This window comes from Cellulomonas terrae (assembly GCF_007990265.1).
Classification (GTDB): Bacteria; Actinomycetota; Actinomycetes; order Actinomycetales; family Cellulomonadaceae; genus Cellulomonas; species Cellulomonas terrae.
The window spans coordinates 224,198-246,439 of record NZ_BJWH01000002.1; the positions used below are offsets into that span (position 1 = coordinate 224,198).

General features: G+C 72.0%; 17 protein-coding genes and 1 pseudogene. 11 read left to right on the forward strand and 7 right to left on the reverse strand.

Annotated features, from left to right (window positions below; all coding sequences use genetic code 11):
- Positions 1 to 60: 60 nt before the first annotated feature.
- Complete coding sequence (locus CTE05_RS03145) at positions 61 to 1,044, reverse strand: magnesium transporter CorA family protein (RefSeq protein WP_146844655.1); 984 nt, start codon at positions 1,042 to 1,044, stop codon at positions 61 to 63.
- Between the two features lie 354 nt (positions 1,045 to 1,398).
- On the opposite strand from CTE05_RS03145, the gene CTE05_RS03150 reads away from it, so the two are divergent.
- From CTE05_RS03150 to CTE05_RS03165, 4 genes are all read left to right on the forward strand, one after another.
- Complete coding sequence (locus CTE05_RS03150) at positions 1,399 to 3,099, forward strand: glycosyltransferase family 2 protein (protein WP_146844656.1); 1,701 nt, start codon at positions 1,399 to 1,401, stop codon at positions 3,097 to 3,099.
- On the forward strand, positions 3,096 to 3,827 hold the full coding sequence (locus CTE05_RS03155) for an efflux RND transporter periplasmic adaptor subunit (RefSeq protein WP_146844657.1): 732 nt from the start codon (positions 3,096 to 3,098) through the stop codon (positions 3,825 to 3,827). The genes CTE05_RS03150 and CTE05_RS03155 overlap by 4 nt, the downstream gene beginning before the upstream one ends.
- Positions 3,824 to 5,965: a glycosyl hydrolase gene (locus tag CTE05_RS03160; protein ID WP_146844658.1), complete on the forward strand. Its 2,142-nt coding sequence runs from the start codon at positions 3,824 to 3,826 to the stop codon at positions 5,963 to 5,965. The genes CTE05_RS03155 and CTE05_RS03160 overlap by 4 nt, the downstream gene beginning before the upstream one ends.
- Before the next feature lie 450 nt (positions 5,966 to 6,415).
- Positions 6,416 to 9,745, forward strand: coding sequence for a glycosyl hydrolase (locus tag CTE05_RS03165; RefSeq protein ID WP_246123225.1), 3,330 nt, complete (start codon positions 6,416 to 6,418; stop codon positions 9,743 to 9,745).
- Positions 9,746 to 9,797: 52 nt separating this feature from the next.
- Here CTE05_RS03165 and CTE05_RS03170 read toward each other — a convergent pair whose 3' ends face one another.
- Positions 9,798 to 10,784 (reverse strand): LacI family DNA-binding transcriptional regulator, encoded by a 987-nt coding sequence (locus tag CTE05_RS03170; RefSeq protein WP_146844660.1) that lies wholly within the window; start codon positions 10,782 to 10,784, stop codon positions 9,798 to 9,800.
- Between the two features lie 114 nt (positions 10,785 to 10,898).
- On the opposite strand from CTE05_RS03170, the gene CTE05_RS03175 reads away from it, so the two are divergent.
- Entirely contained in the window at positions 10,899 to 12,857 is a 1,959-nt protein-coding gene (locus CTE05_RS03175) for an amylosucrase (protein WP_246123226.1), read from the forward strand.
- A complete protein-coding gene (locus CTE05_RS03180) occupies positions 12,850 to 13,398 on the forward strand; it encodes a pyridoxamine 5'-phosphate oxidase family protein (RefSeq protein WP_146844661.1) in 549 nt (182 codons plus the stop codon). The genes CTE05_RS03175 and CTE05_RS03180 overlap by 8 nt, the downstream gene beginning before the upstream one ends.
- A gap of 18 nt (positions 13,399 to 13,416) precedes the next feature.
- Here the strand turns inward: CTE05_RS03180 and CTE05_RS03185 are convergent.
- Positions 13,417 to 13,767, reverse strand: a pseudogene (locus tag CTE05_RS03185) (glucuronate isomerase); the annotation flags it as partial.
- Positions 13,768 to 13,788: 21 nt separating this feature from the next.
- Between CTE05_RS03185 and CTE05_RS03190 the strand changes: the two are divergent.
- The 3 genes from CTE05_RS03190 to CTE05_RS03200 are packed head-to-tail and all read left to right on the forward strand — an operon-like array spanning position 13,789 to position 16,097.
- Complete coding sequence (locus tag CTE05_RS03190) at positions 13,789 to 14,163, forward strand: gluconokinase (RefSeq protein ID WP_146844662.1); 375 nt, start codon at positions 13,789 to 13,791, stop codon at positions 14,161 to 14,163.
- Positions 14,164 to 14,192: 29 nt separating this feature from the next.
- Positions 14,193 to 15,140, forward strand: coding sequence for an endonuclease/exonuclease/phosphatase family protein (locus tag CTE05_RS03195; RefSeq protein WP_146844663.1), 948 nt, complete (start codon positions 14,193 to 14,195; stop codon positions 15,138 to 15,140).
- A gap of 15 nt (positions 15,141 to 15,155) precedes the next feature.
- Positions 15,156 to 16,097, forward strand: a complete 942-nt coding sequence (locus CTE05_RS03200; RefSeq protein WP_146844664.1) for a carbon-nitrogen hydrolase family protein — start codon at positions 15,156 to 15,158, stop codon at positions 16,095 to 16,097.
- 1 nt (position 16,098) lies between these two features.
- Here the strand turns inward: CTE05_RS03200 and CTE05_RS03205 are convergent, their stop codons facing one another.
- Complete coding sequence (locus CTE05_RS03205) at positions 16,099 to 16,464, reverse strand: VOC family protein (protein WP_146844665.1); 366 nt, start codon at positions 16,462 to 16,464, stop codon at positions 16,099 to 16,101.
- A 40-nt stretch (positions 16,465 to 16,504) separates the two neighbouring features.
- Here CTE05_RS03205 and CTE05_RS03210 point away from each other — a divergent pair, with 40 nt between their 5' ends.
- Positions 16,505 to 16,963 carry a hypothetical protein gene (locus CTE05_RS03210; RefSeq protein WP_246123227.1) on the forward strand — a complete coding sequence of 153 codons (459 nt, stop codon included), beginning with the start codon at positions 16,505 to 16,507 and terminating at the stop codon, positions 16,961 to 16,963.
- A 3-nt stretch (positions 16,964 to 16,966) separates the two neighbouring features.
- Here CTE05_RS03210 and CTE05_RS03215 read toward each other — a convergent pair whose 3' ends face one another.
- Both CTE05_RS03215 and CTE05_RS03220 read right to left on the reverse strand, forming a co-directional pair.
- On the reverse strand, positions 16,967 to 19,699 hold the full coding sequence (locus CTE05_RS03215) for a cation-translocating P-type ATPase (protein WP_146844666.1): 2,733 nt from the start codon (positions 19,697 to 19,699) through the stop codon (positions 16,967 to 16,969).
- An 81-nt stretch (positions 19,700 to 19,780) separates the two neighbouring features.
- On the reverse strand, positions 19,781 to 20,551 hold the full coding sequence (locus CTE05_RS03220; protein WP_146844667.1) for a class I SAM-dependent methyltransferase: 771 nt from the start codon (positions 20,549 to 20,551) through the stop codon (positions 19,781 to 19,783).
- Between the two features lie 95 nt (positions 20,552 to 20,646).
- Between CTE05_RS03220 and CTE05_RS03225 the strand changes: the two genes are divergently transcribed.
- Positions 20,647 to 21,753, forward strand: coding sequence for a DNA glycosylase AlkZ-like family protein (locus tag CTE05_RS03225; protein ID WP_146844668.1), 1,107 nt, complete (start codon positions 20,647 to 20,649; stop codon positions 21,751 to 21,753).
- Here the strand turns inward: CTE05_RS03225 and CTE05_RS03230 are convergent.
- Positions 21,750 to 22,124 carry a hypothetical protein gene (locus tag CTE05_RS03230; RefSeq protein ID WP_146844669.1) on the reverse strand — a complete coding sequence of 125 codons (375 nt, stop codon included), beginning with the start codon at positions 22,122 to 22,124 and terminating at the stop codon, positions 21,750 to 21,752. The two genes, CTE05_RS03225 and CTE05_RS03230, sit on opposite strands and share 4 nt — an antisense overlap.
- Between the last annotated feature and the right edge of the window lie 118 nt (positions 22,125 to 22,242).

Sequence of the window (22,242 nt, forward strand, 5' to 3'; positions counted from 1 at the left end):
GGTGCGCCGGGCACGGTACCCCGTCCGGGTGACACGGACACCTCCGACGCCGACCGGGCCTCACCACCAGCCCTGGCGCTTGGCCCACCACAGCAGGCTGCCGGACATCGCGAGCATCACGGCGAGCGCGACCGTCAGCGGGACGACCGTCGTGCGGTCGTTCACGATGAGGTTCATCCCGAGCACCGAGGCGAGCGCGGTGATCGGCAGCGTCACGACCGCGATGACCGCGAGCCGCTCGGCGGCGATGGTCATCTTGGTCTCGGTCCGGGTCCGGTAGAACTCGATGACGCCCTGCAGGTAGTCCTTCTCCTCGCCGGCCAGGCCCGCGATGCGGTCGAACTGGTCGATGAGGTCCGTCACCAGGTGCCGGCTCTCCTCGGGCACCGCGTGGGGCAGGCCGGCCAGCCGCCGGTAGATCTCGGCGGTCTGCGCGGCGATCGTCCGCACGGCCAGGAGCCCGTGCCGGGTCCGGAACATCTCGTCGAGGAAGTGCTCCGGGTTCCCGTAGCCGCCGTCAGTGACCCGGCGCTCCAGGTCCCAGACGTCGGCGGTGAGGTCCTCGACGAACTTCTCCATCCGCCGGGTGAGCGTCGAGACGATCGCGTGGGAGATGTCGAACGACGTGCGGGGACGGAGCCGACCCGCCCGGATGCGCTCGAGGACCTCGCGGGTGTCCCGCAGGGCGACGTCGAGCGGGACGGCGGGGTTGACCGGTCCGTGCACGGTGACGAGGTACCGCGGACCGATCAGCCGGTCGAGCTCGACGTGGTGCACGTGGCCGCCGGCGCCGCGCTCGGGGGCGTGCAGGACGAGGAACAGCGAGCTCGGGTAGGCGTGGAGCTTGGGAAGGCGGTTGCGGACCTCACAGTCGTGCACGGCCAGCGGGTGCAGCCCGAACGTCTGCGAGAGCACGTCGGCGGCCTCGGGCGACCACTGCGGGATGTCGACCCACACGATCCCGTGCCGCGCGGCGAGGAGGTCGGGCAGCTCGGCGACGGCGCACTCGCGGACGCCGTCGCCGCTGATCAGGTACACGTCCATGGTCCGCCTCCTGCCGCCATCATGCTGCGGAGGGCGGGCGGTCGCGCCCGCTGGCGACGGTCGTGCGCAGGGGGCGCTCGTCGACGTTCCCGGGCTGCGCGCAGGCGTCTCAACCCGTGGACGCGCTTCCACAGTGTGACTCGGCGCACCACGTGAGCTGTGGACAGACCCGGCATCACTCCGTAGCGTCGTAGACATCACCAAGGCGGCGGCGCCTGTCGAGGTCCGGTCACACCGGATCCCGACGGTGCCGTCGCTTTCGTATTTCTGGCGCCAGCGTCGCCGTCACACCGGTCAGGTGGACCCGTGAGTCCACCCGGCCGTCCGACCGGACGACCGAAGGGTGCGAGACCTATGGCAACGACGTTCGACAAGCTCCTGCTGGAACCTCGAACTACCGAGCAGCGCACGATCAAGCCCGCCAGGACCGCCGAGAACCAGTCGGCCCAGAGCCCGTCCCTCATGCTGCTCGTCCTGCTGGCCTGCGCCGGCGTCATCATCTACGCGGTCTTCCTGCTCAACCCGGCCAACCGCGGCGACTGGCTGCCGTACGCGCTGGTGATCGTCGCGGAGTCCGTCCTCGTGGCGCACGCCCTGCTGGCGATGTGGACCGTGCTGTCGAGCGGGCACGACCCGCGACAGTTCGCGTTCCACCAGGCCCAGGACCGGCTCTACGACCTCGGCGAGATCATCCGGGACGGCGCGGAGAAGGACCCGACGTCGTGGCGCATGTACCTGCAGGAGTGGCCCATCACCGTCGACGTCTTCATCACGACGTACGGCGAGGACCTCGAGACCATCCGGCGGACGGTGTCAGCGGCCGTCGCGATGCAGGGCAGGCACGACACGTGGGTGCTCGACGACGGCCGGTCCGACGAGGTCCGCGACCTGACGGCGCAGCTCGGTGCGCGGTACGTCCGGCGGCTGTCGAGCAACGGCGCCAAGGCCGGCAACATCAACCACGCGCTGTCCATCGCGAAGGGTGACTTCTTCGTCATCTTCGACGCCGACTTCGTGCCGCTGCCGCAGTTCCTGCACGAGACCGTGCCGTTCTTCGCCAGCGACGACGTCGCGTTCGTGCAGACGCCCCAGGTGTACGGCAACCTCGACACGGTCATCTCCAAGGGCGCCGGCTACATGCAGTCGGTGTTCTACAAGTTCATCCAGCCGGGCCGGAACCGGTTCAACGCCGCGTTCTCCGTGGGCACCAACGTCATCTACCGGCGGTCGGCCGCGGACTCGATCGGCGGCATCTACTCCGACTCGAAGTCGGAGGACGTCTGGACGTCCCTGATGCTGCACGAGAAGGGCTGGCGGACGGTCTACATCCCGACCGAGCTGGCGGTCGGGGACACCCCCGAGACCGTCGAGGCGTACACCAAGCAGCAGCTGCGCTGGGCCACGGGCGGCTTCGAGATCATGCTCACCCACAACCCGCTGTCCCCGAAGCGCAACCTCACCATGGACCAGCGGATCCAGTACCTGGTGACCTCCACGCACTACCTGACGGGCATCGCACCCCTCCTGCTGATCCTGGTGCCACCCCTGCAGATCTACTTCAACCTCACGCCCATGAACCTCACGATCACGCCGCTGACGTGGGCCCTGTACTACGCGGGCTTCTACGTGATGCAGATCCTCGTGGCGTTCTACACGCTCGGCTCGTTCCGGTGGCAGGTCCTCCTGCTCGCCGCCGTGTCCTTCCCGATCTACACCCGTGCGCTGATCAACGCCATCTTCAAGAAGGACCAGAAGTGGCACGTCACCGGACAGAAGGGCGCCTATCGCTCGCCCTTCGCGTTCATGGTCCCGCAGGTCCTGTTCTTCCAGTTCCTGCTCATCACCACGGTGGTCGGCGTGTGGAAGGACATGGGCAACGGGTACGGGAGCCTCGCGCTCGCCTGGAACGCCACCAACACCCTGATCCTCGGCGGCTTCGTCATCACCGCCTGGAAAGAAGGGCACCGCGCCCGAGCCGCCCTCAAGGCGCAGCGCGCACCCCGTCGTGCCCTCGCGACCGTCCCCGCCACCGCACTTCCTGGAGGTGCCGCATGACCTGGACCAGCCGCATCAGACTTCTCGCGGGCATGCTCGTCGTGCTCGTCGTCGCCGCCCTCGCCACCTACCAGCTCAACGAGACCCGGGGTGTCGCCGTGAGCGACTCCGCGCAGATCCTCGCCAAGAACTATGGCGTGGGCTCCCCCTACTCGGGCCTGGTCGTCGACCAGCTCGTCGACGTCGGTGACCCGGTGACCACCGGGCAGCAGCTGTTCGTCATCGACTCCGCCACCCTGCAGTACGACGTGAAGAACGGCTTCGCGCGTCCGGCGACGGAAGCGACCCAGATCGACGCGGAGGGCCGGCTCGTCGTGCTGGCCACGGGCGACGGCGTGGTCACGGAGGTCTTCTCCGAGCGCGGCACGTTCGTCCAGTCGGCTGCTCAGCTGGCGACCGTGCAGCGCGCGGACACGCTGTACGTGCAGGCCGAGTACACCCTCACCCCGAAGGAGTACGCACGGGTGGCGGACGACGCCACCGTGACGGTCGTGCTGCCCAACCAGCGGTCCATCACCGCGCACGTGTCCGAGGTCCAGGTCGAGACGGTCGCGGGGAGCGCCCAAGCGGTGCTGACGCTGACCGGTGACGCGCTGAAGGACGGTGCGCAGAACGGGCTCGTGTCCGCCGGTACGCCGGTGACGGCCGAGCTGCACCTGGACAACGACGGAGTGGTGACGCGCACCGCGGCCTCCGTCAAGACCTACCTGGGAGGACTCTTCGGATGACCACTCGAACCACAGACACCCTGACCGAGGTGCGACCCCCGCCCACGTCCCGTCGCCGGTGGTGGATCGCCGGTGTGGCGGCCGCCGTCGTCGCCGTCCTCGTCGCCGTGCTCGTCGCGGTCGCGCCCTGGGCTGACGACGACACAGCGTCCAGCGACGACGGCGGGGCTGCGGGTTCCGCTCCGGTCGCCGACGTCGACGGGCCGCCGGACGCCACCCCTCCGGAGGTCGACTCCGCGGCTCTCGTCGCCGGGGTCCCCGCGCAGTCCGTCGCCAAGATCGACCCGGTGCGCCTCGCCCCGGGCGTGGTGCCGCCCAGCAACCGGTGGTACAGCGGCCTGGTGTTCGGCGACCAGCCGCAACCGGTGTTCGCCGAGCCGCTCTCGTTCGGGCTCACGGACTCGGGCTTCACGCTCGGGCTGCCGTCGCCGACGGTGGACTCGAAGGTCATCATCGCGCCGCACGTGCCGGCGGTGACCGTCGACGCGGGTGCGGCCTCCGCGCAGGTCAGCGCTGCCGACCCGGTGAGCGTGACCGTCGACCTGCTCGACGGCTCGGGTGCGGTCATCGGCCACGTGGTCCTGGCGGCGGGGTCCCCGTTCGTCAGCCTCACGGCCGAGCAGGACGTCACGGTCAGCTCGACCGTCACCGGCGGTGCGTTCGAGGCAGGTGACGGCGGCGCGACCGCCGACGCGGGCACCTCGCAGTGGGGGCTCGTCGGCGGCGCTACCGACGGCGGCTCGACGACGCTGGGCGCGGGGGAGACGGCGACCTGGTACGCGCTGCCCCCGGACGCGAGCGACGCAGCGGCCACCACCCTGCGCGCCGCGGCCGCCGACCCGGTCACCGGTGTCGACGTCACGTACGGCGTCGACGACCGGCTCGCCCGCACGACCCTGACGTACCGCACCGCGGGCGGCTCGCCGAGCGCCTACGTGCTCATGCCGCACCACCGCAGCGGCGACCAGCCGGAGCGTGCGGACTGCGGGCTGGGCGCGTACCCGAGCGTCTACGGGGACCTGGAGCTGTGTGCCGGTTCGCAGCTGACGTCGTTCGCACCGGCGCTGCCGCCCACCGGCTCGCTGGACCTGGCCGGGATCTCCGACGACGAGCGCACGGCCATCGTCGCCGCGCTGGAGGCCGACGTCGCAGACACGCCGGCCTTCCCGTCCGACACGTACTTCGGCGGCAAGGCGCTCAACCGCGCGGCGTCGCTGGTCGTGCTGGGCGAGCAGCTCGGGGCGCAGGACGTGGTGGCCGACCTGAAGGCCACGACCGTCGAGGCGCTGCGGGAGTGGGCCGAGCCCGACGGGTGCGCCGCACGCGACGCCCGGTGCTTCGTGTACGACGAGGCGGCCCGCTCGGTGATCGGGCTGACGCCGTCCTTCGGGTCGGACGAGCTCAACGACCACCACTTCCACTACGGCTACATCCTCGCCGCGGCGGGCCTGCTCGCGCAGGACGACCCGGAGCTGGCGAGCGAGCTCGCCCCGGTGATGGACCTGCTCGCGCAGGACATCGCCGCGGCACGGCCGTCCGACGTGCTGCCGCAGCTGCGGTCGTACGACCCCTACGCCGGCCACTCGTGGGCGTCGGGCACCTCCCCGTTCGCCGACGGGAACAACCAGGAGTCGTCGTCGGAGGCGGTCACGGCCTGGAACGGTCTGGGTCTGTGGGCCGAGGCGTCGGACCAGCCGGACCTGGCGGCCGAGGCGACCTGGCTGGCGTCCACCGAGGCGCTGACCGCGCGGACCTACTGGACTGCTCCGGACCTCGAGCAGTTCGAGGGGTTCGACCACACGATGGTGTCGCTCAACTGGGGCGGCAAGCGGGACTACGCCACGTGGTTCAGCCCGGAGCCGAACGCGATCCTCGGCATCCAGCTCATCCCCATGGGGCCGGTGCAGACGTCGATCGCCGACGGCGTGGACCCGGAGCGGATCCGCGCGTCGGTGGAGGAAGCGACCCCCGGCGGGTACGGCGTGCAGTTCGGCGGCTACCTGCTGATGTACCGGGCCCTGGCCGGTGCGGACGACGCGGCGGCGGCGTGGCAGGAGGCGACGAGCCTGCCGGACGTCGCGGTCGACGACGGCAGCTCGCGCTCCGCGATGCTCGCCTTCATCGCTGCGGCCGGCTGAGCCGCACCCGCAGGCGCACGACGACGCCCGTCCCGGACCGGGGCGGGCGTCGTCGTGAGTCGTACCTGCGCTGTCTTCGGTGATCCACCGCTTGACTTTCGTCCGGTCCGGGCAGAAGGTGAGCCCAGGAGTGACACGAGTCACCAGGGCCGACCTCCCTCACCGTCGAGGGAGCGCGTCCCGGGCCGTCTCGACATCCACCCCCAGGCCAGCGCACGGTCCCCGTGTCACGGCCGGCTCACTGCGGGCGTCCCCACCCGCACGTACCGCACCGCCCAGGGCTGACCGTGCCCAGCGCAGCGTCGCGCTGGTCCGGACGGCCCGCTGACCGGCCGTCGACCGACGGCCGGACCCTCGCGCCCTCGGGCTCGTCGTCGTCGACCCCTCGGCCGGCTCGACGTGCCGTACCGGAACGGAGACACCTGGATGTCTGCTCACCCACGACCGACCATGTCGAGTCGCCCACTGGACCGCCGCCGGCTCGTCGCGATGATCGCGGTCGGCGCCCTGCTGGCATACCTGGTGCAGGCGATCGCGCTGCCCGTGCCCCGTGCGGAGGCGGTGACGGTCGGAGCGGGCAGCTACGCGGAGGGCACCCCCACCGGCGGCGCCGTGCCCACGGAGTGCAACAACACCCCGATCACCAACCCCCGGGCGCACGTGACGTCGAACTTCCCGGCCGGAGCGATCCCGACGAACGACTGGTGGACCTCGCTGCTGTGGCGCAAGTTCAACTGCGCGTCGGTCTCCGAGAACCTCATGGCGCACCCGCTCGCCTTCCACGCGTACACGAACGGCCTCGGGGTGAGCTACCCGACGACGGTCAGCATCTCCGGGACCGCCACGGGCGTCGGGGAGTACCACTACAACTACGCCGAGGACTTCCGCCTCGGGATCGCCGGGCTCGACGCCGACGGCAAGGTCGACGGGTACTCCGACTGGACCGTCAGTGAGCTCTGGACCAACGGCAGCAGCAGCCTGCGCACCACGTTCGGGCACGGCCTGCCCTTCGTCTACGCGACGAAGACCGGCGGCAACGCCACCCTCACGGGTGCGGCGGCGCCGACCGTGTGGAGCAACGGCAACGCCGCGATCGGGTACACCATCAACGGCCACGACTACGCCGCGTTCGGACCGACCGGCTCGACCTGGTCCGTCTCGGGGAGCACCATCAGCTCGTCCCTGAACGGGGGGTCGTTCTTCTCGGTCGCGGTGCTGCCGACCACGCCGAGCAGCAGCGCCGCCGACCGCGCCGCCGCGCTGAGCGCCTACGCGCCGTACGCGCACAACCACGTGACCGGCACCAAGGTCTCCTGGTCCTACAACGAGTCCACCGCCAAGATGACCGCCACCTACGCGTTCACCACGACGGCTCGCCAGGGGTCCGGCACGGGCACCGTCTACGCGCTCTACCCGCACCAGCGTGACAACCTCACCGGCGCGACGCTGAGCAGCTACTCCTACACGTCGCCGCGAGGCCCGATGCGGGTCGTGGTCGGCAGCTCGCAGTTCCAGACCGTCTCGACGTTCAACGGCGTCCTCCCGCAGCTCGCGAACACCGGGTTCCCCGCGGGCTCCGCGGACGCCACGCAGCTGAACGGCTACATCTCGCAGGTCGCGTCCGGTGACCCGTTCGCGGGCTTCGGGGAGGACACGTACTGGACCGGCAAGGCCTTCGGGCGTGCCGCGCAGGTCGCCCACATGGCCAACCTCACCGGCAACACGTCCGCCCGGGACAGCCTCGTCGGCGCGATGAAGACCCGGCTGACGGACTGGATGACGGCGTCACCGGGGGAGACGACCCGGTCGTTCTGGTACAACCCGTCGTGGGGCACGCTGATCGGGTACCCGGCGTCCTACGGCTCCGACACCGACCTCAACGACCACCACTTCCACTACGGCTACTACGTGGTCGGTGCTGCCACGGTCGCGCAGTTCGATCCCTCGTGGGCGGCGGAGTCCGCCTACGGCGGCATGGTCAACACGGTCATCAAGGACGCGGCCAACTGGGACCGCAGCGACACCCGGTTCCCGTTCCTGCGCGACTTCGACATCTACGCCGGCCACGACTGGGCCGCCGGGCACGGCGCGTTCGCGGCCGGCAACAACCAGGAGTCGTCGTCGGAGGGCATGAACTTCGCCAGCGGGCTCATCCAGTGGGGTCAGGTCACCGGCAACAAGACGGTCCGTGACCTGGGCATCTACCTCTACACGACGCAGGCGTCCGCCATCGAGAACTACTGGTTCGACACCGACGACGAGGCGTTCCCGGCCGCGTTCGGGCACTCGACGGTCGGCATGGTCTGGGGCGACGGCGGCTCCTACTCGACGTGGTTCAGCGCCGAGCCGGAGATGATCCAGGGCATCAACCTGCTTCCCAGCACCGCGGGGCACCTGTACCTGGGCTACAACCCGTCGTACATCAGTCGCAACATCGCCGAGCTCGAACGCAACAACGGCGGCCCGGCGACGGTCTGGCAGGACATCATCTGGGAGTTCCAGGCCTTGGCCGACGCCCCGACGGCGCTCTCGCAGTTCCGCTCGCAGGCCGGGTCGTACGCGGTCGAGGAGGGGGAGTCGCGGGCACACACGTTCTACTGGCTCAAGTCCCTGTCGGGTCTGGGCACCGTCGACCGGTCCGTCACGGCGAACACCCCGCTGCACGCGGTCTTCGTCAAGAACGGCGTCCGCACCTACCAGGCGGCGAACATGAGCGGGTCGGCGATCACCGTGACCTTCTCCAACGGCGTCACGCTGGCCGTCCCGGCGCGCTCGGTGGCGAGCTCCAACACCACCGTGCCGTCCGACACGACAGCACCCACGACGCCGGCGTACCTGACGGCCTCGGGGACCACGTCGTCGTCGACGAACCTGTCGTGGACGGCCTCGACGGACAACGTCGCGGTGACCGGCTACGAGGTGCTCCGCGACGGGTCGGTCGTCGGCACCGTGTCGGGCACCACGTACACCGCCTCCGGCCTGTCCCCGTCGACGACGTACTCGTTCACGGTCCGGGCGCTGGATGCGGCGGGCAACCGCTCGTCGAGCAGCACGGCACGGTCGGTCACCACGTCGGCAGCCAGCGGTGACACGACCGCCCCGTCGGCCCCGTCCGGGCTGGCCGCCTCGGGGACCACGTCGTCGGCGACGACGCTGGCGTGGTCGGCGTCCACGGACAACGTCGGCGTGACCGGCTACGAGGTGCTGCGTGGTGGCTCGGTGATCGGTACGACCTCGAGCCGGACGTACACGGCGACCGGCCTGTCGGCGTCCACCACCTACTCGTTCACCGTGCGGGCGTACGACGCGGCCGGGAACCGGTCGGCCTCGAGCAGCGCCGTGTCCGTCACCACGACCTCCGGGTCGACGGGCACCGACGCGACGTCACGGATCCAGGCGGAGGCGTACTCCGGCATGGCGGGCGTCGCCAAGGAGACGACGTCGGACACCGACGGTGGCCAGAACATCGCCTGGATCGCGAACGGCGACCACGTCCGGTTCGACAACGTCAGCTTCGGCAACATCCCGAAGGGGACGTTCAGCGCCCGGGTCGCGTCCGGGGCGGCCGGTGGGGTCAGCGGGCTGGTCAACGTGCGGCTCGACAGCCTCACCGGCCCGTCCATCGGGAGCTTCGCCATCGCGAACACCGGCGGCTGGCAGACCTGGCGCACGATCCCGGCGAACATCCAGGCCACGACCGGTACCCACACGGTCTACCTAACGTTCGACTCCGGTCAGCCGGCCGACTTCATGAACCTCAACTGGTTCACGTTCAGCTAGGCGAGCGACACGGCGGCCCGGCAGCGAGCGATCGCTGCTGGGCCGCGGCGTGCTACGTCGAGTCCCGGGCGATGACGTGGAAGACGTCGTCCGGCTGGGCCGGCGGCTCGACCGTGTCGTCCAGCGCGGCGAGGACCGCGTCCGCGAGGTAGCGCGCCTGCGCGTCGATGGCCTGCCAGATCGTCGTGAGCGCCGGAGCGGCGAGACGCGCGGCAGGGATGTCGTCGACCCCGATGACGGCGACGTCCTCCGGCGTGCGCAGCCCTTCGGCGCGCAGCCCGGCCAGGACGGCGAGCGCCACCTCGTCGTTGTAGGCGGCGACGGCGGTCACGGGCTCGGTGCCCGACCGCCAGCTCCGGACGGCGGCGACGGCCGAGGCGACGTCGAGGGCGACGGCCTCGACCTGCGGCTCGGGCAGGCCGAGCCGTGCGCAGCCCAGCACCGCACCGGCGAGGCGCCGGTCGGCGAAGGCGGCCAGCCGGTCGTCGCTCGGGGCGGCGTACGCCACGACGCGGTGACCGCGTTCGGCGAGGTGCTCGACCTGCAGCTGCCCGATCCTGGTCTGCGGCACGGAGAAGGTGCCGGGCTGCGCGTCCGCGTCGAGCGCGCTGCCGACCACCTGGATGCCGGCCTGGCGCATCGCACGCTCGTCGTCCTCGGCGAACGGGGCCAGCCCGAGGACCACCCGCGGGGTGACCGCCCGCCACAGGTCGGACAGGGGCCGGGGCCCGCGCGACTGGTGGACCAGGACGGACAGGCCACGGTCGGCGAGCCGGGTGGCCAGGTGGTCGAGCAGGGTGTCGATGACCGGGCCGATCGTCCAGTCCGGCAGGACGCACAGGACGAGGTCGCTGCGGCCGGAGCGCAGGGTGCGGGCGGCGGCGGACGGCGTGTAGCCGAGGCGGGCTGCGGCGTCGCGGACACGCTGCCGGGTGGACTCCGGGATGGTGACGCCGGTCTTGCCGTTCAGGACGTAGCTGACGGTCGTGCGCGAGACGCCGCTCTCCCGCGCCACATCGGCACTCGTCAACCGTGGCACGGTTCTCGCCTCCCCACTCCAGCTCCGCCACACCTTAGTCCGCAGCACCAGGAGAACAGACGCGCAGGCTGCTCCCCGGTTGACGCGCGTGGCCGGGCGGGTGAGTCTGCGAGGGTGACCGGCCGACGCGGGACCCGCCTCGAGAACACCCCGTCGGGGCGTCCGGTCCCGCAGGACGCAGCGGCGGCAGTCACGGCCGCCCGCCGTCCGGGGACGACCGACGCCCAGTGGGCGACCCTGATGGCGCGCTTCGACCGGCACTTCGGGCGGTTGGAGCATCTGCTCGAGCAGGTGTACGGGCCGGGGGAGGCCACGGCCCGCGAGCTGGCGCTGCTCGCCGGTCAGCTGGCCACGAGCTGGCAGGAGCGCCCCGCCGACCTGCACGCGCTCGACGACGCCCGCGAGGCGGACCCGACCTGGTTCACATCGCAGCGGATGCTCGGCGGCGTCCTGTACGTGGACCGGTTCGCCGGTGACCTCGCCGGGGTCCGCCGGGCGATCCCGTACCTGGAGGAGCTCGGTCTGACGTACCTGCACCTGATGCCGCTGTTCGAGGCGCCGGCGGAGAACTCGGACGGCGGGTACGCGGTGTCGAGCTACCGTGCGGTCGACCCGTCGCTGGGCACGATGGCCGAGCTCGCGGACCTGGCGACCGAGCTGCGGGCGCGCGGGATCGCGCTGGTGGTCGACTTCATCTTCAACCACACGTCGGACGAGCACGCCTGGGCCCGCGCGGCGCGCGCCGGGGACCCGGAGCACGAGGCGTTCTACTGGTTCTTCCCCGACCGCACCCTGCCGGACGCGTACGAGCGCACCGTGCGGGAGATCTTCCCCGACGACCACCCCGGGTCGTTCGTGCCCGTGCCGACGCCCGACGGCGCGGGCGAGCGGTGGGTGTGGGCGACGTTCCACTCGTTCCAGTGGGACCTCAACTACGCCAACCCGGCGGTGTTCCGGGCGATGGCGGGGGAGATGCTGTTCCTCGCGAACCAGGGCGTCGACATCCTGCGGATGGATGCCGTGGCGTTCATCTGGAAGCAGCTCGGCACGTCGTGCGAGTCGTTGCCGCAGGCGCACCTGCTGCTCCAGGCCTTCAACGCGGTGTGCCGGATCGCCGCACCGGCGGTCCTGTTCAAGTCCGAGGCGATCGTCCACCCGGACGAGGTCATCGAGTACATCAGCGTCGACGAGTGCCAGCTGTCGTACGACCCGCTGCAGATGGCGCTGATCTGGAGCTCGCTGGCCACGCGGGACGGTCGGCTGCTCCAGCAGGCGCTCGAGCGGCGCCACGCGCTGCCGCCCGGGACGTCGTGGGTCAGCTACGTGCGCAGCCACGACGACATCGGGTGGACCTTCGCCGACGAGGACGCCGCCGAGCTCGGCATCGACGCCGCCGCGCACCGGCGGTTCCTCAACCGGTTCTTCGTCGACCGGTTCCCCGGGTCGTTCGCGCGTGGGGTGCCGTTCCAGGACAACCCGCGCACCGGGGACTGTCGGATCGCGGGCACCACCGCGTCGCTGGCGGGCCTGGAGGCGGGCGACGCCGGTGCGGTGGACCGGATCGTGCTGGCGCACGCGATCGTCCTGTCCACCGGCGCGATACCGCTGCTGTTCCTCGGCGACGAGGTCGGCCAGCTGAACGACTACGCCGCCCTCGACGAGCCGGGCCACGGTGAGGACACGCGCTGGGTGAACCGACCGCGCTACCCGGCCGGTGCGTACGCGCGACGGGACGACCCGTCGACGGATGCCGGGCGGATCTACGCGCGCCTCCGGCACCTGATCGACGTCCGCCGACGCACGCCGGAGCTGGCGGGGAACGCCCTCATCACCTTCGACACCCACAACCCGCACCTGGTGGCCTACCAGCGTCCGGGGCCGGGCACCTTGGTGCTGGTGGTCGCCAACATGGCCGACGACCCGCAGCACGTGGACGCCACGACGCTCTCCGGGCTGCCCTCGCCGGCGCAGGACCTGCTCGCCGGCGACGTCGTCGACCTGCGTGCCGGTCTCACGGTCCCGGCGCACGGTGTGGTGTGGCTCCGGGTCGAGCACGGAGGGACGCATGCGTGAGACGGGACCGAGCGGGGTCATCGACCCGAGGTACGGCGACGCCACGGCGACCGCACCGCCGTGGGCCGAGATCGAGCGTCGACTGAGCTCCGCGCAGCTCTACTGGATCGTCTCCGTCCGCACGGACGGCCGCCCGCACGCCGTGCCGCTCGTCGGCGTCTGGCACGACGGCTCCTTCGCCTTCTGCACCGGCCCGCACGAGCAGAAGGCGCGCAACCTCGACGGCAACGCGCACGTCGCGGTGACGACCGGCAGCACGGGAGCCGGTGGGTGGGACAGCGGCGTCGAGCTGGTGGTCGAGGGGGTGGCGGTGCGGGTCACGGAGCCCGCCGCGCTGCAGACGCTGGCCGACGCCTGGTACGCGAAGTACGGCGAGGACTGGCTGTTCGACGTGCGCGGGGAGGGCTTCGTCGAGCGGTCCGAGTCCGGCGGTGGCTCCGAGGGCGCGTGGGTCTACCGGGTCGTGCCGGACAAGGTGCTGGCGTTCGGGGGCGGGCACGGACAGACGGCGTACCGCTTCGGGTCGAGGCACGCGACCTGACCACCGCTGGGCGACCACCTAGAGCCCGAACACCTCCGTCGGCCGTCCGCGCACCAGGTCGACCACGGCCTCGGCCGCCTCGTCCTCCTCGAGCCGGTGGTCGGCCACGAGGCCGGCGAGGTAGCCGGCGTCGAGCCGTCGCGCCATGTCGTGGCGGGCCGGGATCGAGCAGAGCGCCCGGGTGTCGTCGATGAACCCGCTGGTCCGGGACATGCCCGCGGTCTCGGAGACGGAGGACCGCCAGCGCCGGATCGCGTCGGGGGCGTCGAGGAACCACCAGGGCGCCCCGACGTACACCGACGGGTAGAAGCCGGCCAACGGTGCGAGCTCCCGGGAGAAGACGGACTCGTCGAGCCTGAACAGGACGAGCGTGAGGAGAACCTGGCCAAGATGGCCCGCGGCACACCGCTCGACGACTCCGACCTGTGGCCGTGGCTCGGGTCCGTCGGCCGAGCGCTCGCCGCGCCGCCGGGCGGGGCGGTGGTCGCGTGCTCCGCGCTGCGCCGCGCCTACCGCGACCTGCTCCGGGAGGTCGTGCCCGGCCTGCGGTTCGTGCACCTCGTCGGGACCCGCGATCAGCTGGCCGCCCGGATGCGAGACCGTGCGGGTCACTTCATGCCGGTGTCCCTGCTCGACACGCAGCTGGCGACGCTCGAGCCGCTCGACGCGGACGAGCCCGGGACCGTCCTCGACTGCACCCTCGACCCTGTGACGCTGGCCGCGCGTGCCGCGCCGAGCCTTGTCGGGCGCCGCACGGGGGAGTAGACCAGAGGGGACTCGATGGGGTGGTCACCATGGTGCGGATCTGCACGTGGAACCTGGAGAACCTCTTCCTCCCTGGCGACGACGCCGGACCCGAGACCGGCGCCGCGTACCAGGCGAAGATCACGTCGCTCGCGGACGTCGTCGCGACGATGGATCCCGACGTCCTGGCGGTGCAGGAGGTCGGTGACGTCGCTGCCCTGACCGACCTCGGCGAGCGCGTGGGCGGGACCTGGCACCAGGCGACGGCCGCGCCCGACCGGCGGGGCATCCGGGTCGGGTTCCTGTCCCGGCTGCCCCTGACCGCCGTGCGCCAGTGGGCCGCGTTCCCGGCCGGCCTGCGCCCGGTCCAGGTCGACGACACCCCGGTGTCCAGCTCGACGATGGGGCGCCCCGCGCTCCAGGTGCGGGTGAACGTCGGTGGCCGGCGCATCGACCTGATCGCATGCCACCTGAAGTCGAAGCTCCTGACGTTTCCCGGGGGGCGGTTCTCGACGGACGACGAGGGTGAGCGCGCACGGTTCGGCGCCTACGCCCTGAACCGGCGGTCGTCCGAGTCGGTCACCGTCCGGGCGGCCGCGTCCCGCAGGCTCGGCGCGCTCGTCGGCAGCGCCGCGGTCGTGGTGCTCGGCGACCTCAACGACGGGCCGGAGGCGGCGACGACGCAGATCCTGCTCGGACCCACCGGCTCGGAGATCGGCACCGGCGGGTTCGCGCGACCGGACGCCGGCGACCGCCAGCGGCTCTGGAACCTGGCCGCCCGGATCCCCGAGGAGCAGCGCTTCACGCGTGAGTACCGCGGCCGCAAGGAGCTGATCGACCACATCCTCGTCAGCCACGCGCTCGTCGGCCTCGTCGCCGACGGCGCGGTCACGACCGACGGTGCCGGACCGGTCCCGTCGATCACCGACGACCCGAACGACCGCCGCGGAGAGCCGGGGTCGGACCACCGGCCGGTCCTCGCCACGATCAGCCTGTAGGGAGGAGACCCGCGCATGACTCTCACCCGCGTGGCGGCGGTCCAAGCCGCACCCGTGCTCATGGACCGTCAGGGGTGTGTCGAGAAGGCGGTCGGACTGATCGAGAAGGCCGCCGCCGACGGCGCCCACCTCGTGGTCTTCCCGGAGGTCTTCATCCCGGGCACCCCCATCTGGATGGACTCCCGGCCCATCTGGGACGGCGACGAGGAGTGGTTCGCGCTGCTCCTCGACCAGGCGGTCGTCGTGCCCGGCCCGGAGACCGCGGCGCTGGGCGCCGCCGCCGCGGAGGCCGGCGTGCACGTGGTGGTCAACGTCGAGGAGCGAGAGCCGCACGGTTCGACGATCTACAACACCACCCTCTACCTCGGTCCGGACGGGCGGCTGCTCGCCAAGCACCGCAAGCTCATGCCGACCGGCTCGGAGCGCACGGTCTGGGGGATGGGCGACGGGTCGACGCTGCCCGTCGTGGAGACGCCGTTCGGGCGGCTCAGCGGGCTGACGTGCTGGGAGAACTACATGCCGCTGGCGCGCTTCTACCTCTACGCGCAGGGGGTCGACATCTGGGCCGCCCCCACGCTGGCCACGGGTGACGGCTGGGTCGCGACCCTGCGCCACATCGCCCGCGAGGGGCGCTGCTACGTCATCGGCGTCAACCCGTGCACCCACATCGACCAGATCCCCGCCGACTTCCCGCGTCGCGACGAGGTATGGACCGTCAAAGAAGGTGACGGCGGCTGGGTGGAACCCGGCAACAGCGTGATCGTCGGGCCGAACGGGGAGCTGCTCGCGGGACCGGCCCGCCACGAGGAGACCATCCTCACCGCCGACATCGATCTCGCCCAGGTCCGCGCCGCGCGTCGGCTCTTCGACCCCACCGGGCACTACCACCGGCCGGACGTCTTCCGGCTCACGGTCGACACCCGCCCACGACCCGCGGTCACGCTGGCCGACGACTAGCTCACGGCCCCCAGCACAGGCAGAACGGGTGTCCCGCCGGGTCGGCGTAGACCTGGAACCCGTCGGGGGTCGAGACGTCGGTCGCCGCCTGGAGCAGGACCGCTCCTGCGGCCAGGGCGTGCTCGTGGGCGGCGTGGATGTCGTCCACGTACAGGTCGAGGTGCACCTGCTGCGGTTGACCGTCGGGCCACTCGGGCCGCACGTGGTCCGGAGCCGACTGGACGTCGATCCGCGGCTCACCGTCGACGAGGACGGAGTGCCAGCTCTCCTCGACCAGGACGGTGCCCCCGAGCAGCGTCGCCCAGAACGCGCTCTCCTGCTCGACGTCGGCGGCGTCGAACACCACCACCTGCCGCTTGATCCGCATCCGGACATCCTGGCACCGCCGCGTACGCCACGATGGTGCCGTGACCGCAGAACGCGAGCCCGTCGCCTCGGCGTCCGCGCGACCGGTCCGCACCTGGCTCCGGTCCCGGCCGGCCGACGTCGTGGACGTCTTCGTCTACGTGGTCGTCCTCAACCTCGCCATCGAGTACGTCCCTGCCGTCCTCAGCGAGAGCTTCACGCTGTCGCTGCTGACCGCGGTCCTGCTCAAGGTCGCCCTGGAGCTCGTCCTGAGGCTCAAGGGGAGAGTCCTCGCCCTGTTCCACGCGGCGACGTCGCGACGGGGGAAGGTCGCCGCAGGCGTGGCGCTCTGGGTCGTCGCCGCGGGAAGCAAGCTCGTCGTCCTCGCCCTGGTCGACCTCGTGTTCGGCGACGCCGTGAGCCTGGGCGGCTTCCTGCCGGTGACCCTCCTCGTCGTGGCGCTGCTCGTGTCCCGGGCGGCGGTCCGGCGGCTGCTCGACGACCCGCGCCCCTCGACCTGAGCGCTAGGCGGCGTGGCGGTCGCCCGCGCGGCGCAGGACGGCCTTCGCGGCTTCGATGACGACGAACACCACCACGGCGATCCCGGCCGTCAGGCCCCAGCTGTACAGACCGATGGGGGTGGAGTCGAACCACGCGTTCATGAACGGCGCGTAGGTGAACACGAGCTGCAGGACGAGCAGGGCGCCGGCGGAGATCCACAGGCTGCGGTTGCCGGTGAGCACCCGCACGGTGAAGGCCGACCCGTTGAGCAGGCGGCAGTTCAGCAGGAACGCGAGCTGGCCGAGCGCCAGCATCATGACCGCGGACGTCTGCGCGCCGGCATAGTCACCCGTGCGGTCACGCTCCAGGATGAAGACCACCAGGGTTGCTGCACCGATGACCACCGAGGCGATCAGGATCACCGCGATCGCGCGCGACGACAGCACCTGCTCCGTGGGGGACCGGGGCTTGCGCCGCATGATGCCGGGCTCCGCCGGCTCGCCCGCGAGCGTCAGCGAGAGCGTGATCGCGGTCGCGAGGTTGATCCAGAGGATCTGCACGGGCGACAGCGGGAGGGCCAGCCCGGCCAGGACCGCGACCAGGATCACGAGCGACTGCGCACCGTTGGTGGGCAGGAGGAACACGACAGCCTTGCGGATGTTGTCGTAGATCCGCCGACCCTCCTCGACCGCCCGCTCGATCGTCGCGAAGTTGTCGTCGGCCAGGACGATGTCCGCGGCCTCCTTGGTGGCCTCCGTGCCCTTGATGCCCATCGCGACGCCCACGTCCGCCCGCGTGATCGACGGCGCGTCGTTCACGCCGTCGCCGGTCATCGCGACGACCTCGCCGTGGGACTGCAGGGCGCGCACGATCCGGAGCTTGTGCTCGGGGGAGGTCCGGGCGTAGACGTCGACGTCGCGCACCACCCCACGCAGCTCGTCGTCGTCCATGGCCTGCAGCTCGGCGCCGGTCAGCGCCCGGACCGGGCCGTCGTCGGGGGAGATGCCGAGCTCGCGGGCGATCGCCGTGGCGGTGCCGCGATGGTCGCCGGTGATCATCTTCACGCGGATCCCCGCGGCGTGCGCCTCGGCGATCGCCGCGGTGGCCTCGGGTCGCGGCGGGTCGACGATGCCGACGACCCCGAGGAACGTGAGCCCGGCGTCGAGGTCGTCGAGGGTGAGGGCGTCGACGCCGTCGGCGGGGCGGGACGCCGCGGCGAGCACACGCAGGCCGCCCGCGGAGAGCTCGTCGATCCGCCGGTCCCAGGCGGGCCGGTCCAGCGGCCGGACGCCGCCGTCCGCGTCCCGCTCGGTGTCGCACCGGTCGAGCAGTCGGTCCGGGGCCCCGACGGCGTGGACCAGACTCGTCGCGCCCGACGGGACGTCGTCCAGGGTCGCGGCGAACTTGTGCGCGGACTCGAACGGCACCGCACCGACCCGGGTGGCGCCCGTGCGGTCCAGGCCCGCCTTCGCGGCGAGGACGTCCAGGGCGCCCTCCGTCGGCGCACCGACGACGCGCCAGCCCTCGTCCGTCGGTTCGACGTGCGCGTCGTTGCACAGGCCGACCGCCAGCACGAGTGCGGCGAGGTCGGGGTGCGAGGCCAGGTCCGCGGTCGTCCCGTCCGTGGTCGTGACCCGGCCGACGGGGTCGTAACCGGTGCCCTCGACCGAGTAGGCGCCCGCCGCGGTGACGACGCTGCGGGCGGTCATCTCGTTCTGGGTGAGCGTCCCCGTCTTGTCCGAGCAGATCGTCGTCGTCGAGCCGAGCGTCTCGACCGCCGCCATCTTGCGGGTGATCGCGTGGTGCCGGGCCATCTGCTGCACGCCCAGCGCCAGCGTGATCGTGACCAGCGCGGGGAGCCCCTCAGGGACGGCGGCGACGGCGAACCCGATGGCCGCGGAGATGAGCTCGTCGACGCCCAGGCCGTGCACGAACCGGCCGACCAGCAGCATGACGACGGCGAGCACGCCGATCAGCACCGACAGCTGGCGGCCGAGGTGCGAGAGCTGCCGGGCCAGGGGCGTGTCCATCGCATCCTGCTCGGACACGAGCGCCGAGATGCGCCCGATCTCGGTGCCCGCCCCCGTTGCCACGACCACGCCCTCACCGGTGCCGGACGTCACGAGCGTCCCGGAGAACAGCATCGAGGTCCGGTCGCCCACCCCCGCGTCCGGCTCGTTCAGGCCGTCGGCCTTGCTCGCCGCCAGGGACTCGCCCGTCAGCGCGGACTCGTCGACCTGCAGCTGCGTGGGTCCGAGGAGCCGGACGTCGGCCGGCACCCGGTCACCGCTGCGCACCCGCACGACGTCGCCCACGACGAGCGTCGCCGAGTCGACGACCCCCCAGGTGCCGTCGCGCCGGACCTGCGCGCGCAGCGACTGCATCTTGCGCAGTCCCGCCAGCGCGGACGCCGCCCGACCCTCCTGGATGAACCCGATGAGGCCCGTCGCGACGATCACCACGACGATGACGGCGAAGTCCACCCAGTCGCCCGTGAACGCCTTGAGGACCGCGGCCGCGATCAGGATGTAGATCAGCACGTCGGCGTACTGGCTCAACAGACGCTTGAGGGCCGACGGCTGCGGCGGCTCGGGCAGCTCGTTGCGCCCGTCCCGCACGAGCCGCTCGTCGGCCTCGCGCCCCGTCAACCCGTCGGGTGAGCCGTCGACGGCCCGCAGCACCTCCTCCCCGGGGAACGACCACGGTGCGGTCAGGACCGTGGTGCGTGCGTGGTGGTCGGGTGCGGCGGTCGTCATGCGGCGTGCTCCTCGGCAGGGTCGTGACGCGGTGCGGGCACGGGACCCATCCTCGCAGCGTGGCTCGGGCCGTGCGGTGGGTCAGCGGCGGGGGATCCCCAGCTGCAGGGTCACGCAGACGTGCTCGGTGAGGGCTCCGTAGGGATCCAGCCGTCGTCCGAGCTCGGCGGCGAACCTGCCGCGCTCGGGCTCCGGCGGCAGGGGCATCGCGGAGAGCACCCCGCCGACGACCGCGTCGACGCTCAGCGGTGCGGTGTACTCGACGGTGGTCTCGGTGACGTCGTACCCGGCGTCCTCCAGGGCGTCGTGGGTGAGGCGACGACCGGCGTCGTCGGTCTGGCACGTCGCACCGGGGCGACCCGTCCAGTCGCGCAGGAAGTCCCCGACCTCGCGCGACCAGTCGGCATCCTGCAACCACAGGGGCGCGCCGTTGGTGATCACGGCGATCCCACCGCCCAGGCGCAGCAGGGGCCGAGCCGCGCGGAACAGCGCGGCGCGGTCCATCCAGTGGATCGCGACGGCCACCGTGAGCGCGCCCAGCGGTCGCAGTGCCCGGCCGACGGTGGGCACGTCGCGGTCCGAGCCGAGCACCCAGGCCACCCGGTCGGTCCGGTCCGCGGCAGCCGCGGAAGCGAGCATGTCGGGCTCCGGGTCCATGCCGACCACCGTGCCGACCCGTCGGGCGAGCACGGACGTCAGCTGCCCCGTGCCGCACCCGAGGTCGAGCGCGACGTCGTCCTGCGTGAGCCCGAACGCATCGACGATCCGGCCGACGACCGCGTCCGGGTACCCGCGTCGGTACCGCGCGTAGTACTCGACGACCTCGCCGCTGAAGCCCGTCCCCGTGGTCATGGGTCGAGCCTCGCGCCCGGTGCGGTCGCGGCGCCACCGCTTCTGCGGTCGGCAGACGTCGAGCATGATGAGCACCTCGTGAGAGGGGTGTCCACATGACCGGCCCGGTGCAGGTGACCCGAGCGCAGGCGCTCGCGTGGCGGATGGGCCGGCAGCTGTTGGACCCCGTCGGCGACATGTCCGCCGAGGACGTCGTGCGACGGCTGACCGCCGTCCCTGCGCAGTCGGACGTGGAGCTCGCGGTGAGGACGCGGCGGCAGAGCTCCCGGTCGGGCGAGGTGCACGAGGCCCTGCGTGACGGTCGGCTCCTGCGGACGTTCGCGTTCCGCGGCGCAGTCCACCTCCTGACGCCCGAGGAGGGTGGCACGTATCTCGCGCTCCGTGCGGCCGGCCGGCAGTGGGAGCTGCCGAGCTGGCAGACGTACTACCGCCTGGCGCCCGAGGACTGGCCGGACTTCCGCGCTGCCGTCCGGGACGCCCTGGACGACGGCCCTCTGACGACCGACGAGCTCGGCGCCTCCCTCGCGACCCGACCCCGGTTCGAGCACCTCCGGCCGATCTTCGCGAACGAGCCGTGGACCCTGCTCAAGGCGCTCGCCTGGCAGGGCGACCTGACCTTCGGCCCCTCCCGTGACGGGACGCCGACCTTCGAGCTCCTCACGCGCAACCCCCGCTGGGCCGGGATCCCAGACCTCGCCGACGCCGGTCCCCGCGCGATCGTGGAGTACGTGCAGGCGTACGGTCCGACCACCCCGCAGCACCTGCAGTACTGGTTCGGCGAGGGGTTGAGCGCGGGGCGCCGACGCCTCCAGCGCTGGGTCGAGGAGCTCGGGCAGCGACTCGCCCCCGTCGTCGTGGACGGCGCCCCGGCCCTCGTGCTGCGCGAGGACGTCGACGAGCTCGCCAGGACCGAGCCGACGAGCGCCGTCCGCCTGCTGCCCGCCTACGACCAGTGGGTGCTGGGTCCAGGGACCGCGGACCCGCAGGTCGTGCCACCGGGTCAGCGGTCCGTGGTCAGCCGCGGGGCGAACCTCGTGGTGGCGGCTGGCGTCGTCGTCGGGACCTGGACGGTGCGTGACGACGCGCTCACGGTGACCGTGTTCCCGGGGGCCGAGCGTCCGGCGGCGGACGCGCTCGACGACGGGATCGCCCGGCTCGCGGCATGCGTGGACCGTCCGCTGCACCCGACGGTCCTGACCTAGGCGGCGCCGAGGCGAGGCGACGGCTGGGTGCGCTGCCGACCCAGGAGCGGCGTGAGCTCGACCTCGACGAGGACGGTCCCCCCGGCACGTCGCACGTGGACGTCGGCGACGTCGTCGACGAGGTTGCGCAGCTGCTCCAGCACTGCACCGGTGACGGGTGCGCCGACGTCGAGCGTCAGCTCGGCGGTCCGCAGTCCCTGTGCCCGCGCGGCGACGACGGCCTGGCGCACGAGCCTGGCTCCGGCCTGGGCGGCGTGCAGACCGTCCTCGGTGCGCACGTCGATGCGGGCGCACAGCAGACGGTCGTACCGCGTCGCCACCGAGGCGCCACGGGTTGACAGGAGCTCGGAGCACGTCGATGTGCCGATCATGAGCCCAGACCTCCTCGTCGTGCAGCATGTTGGTCCGGGTATGAGCCCATCGCTCCCGAGGTGCGCCGTCCAGGGTCGAACGTCCCATGTGACCGATCGTGCTCTCGACACGAGCTGA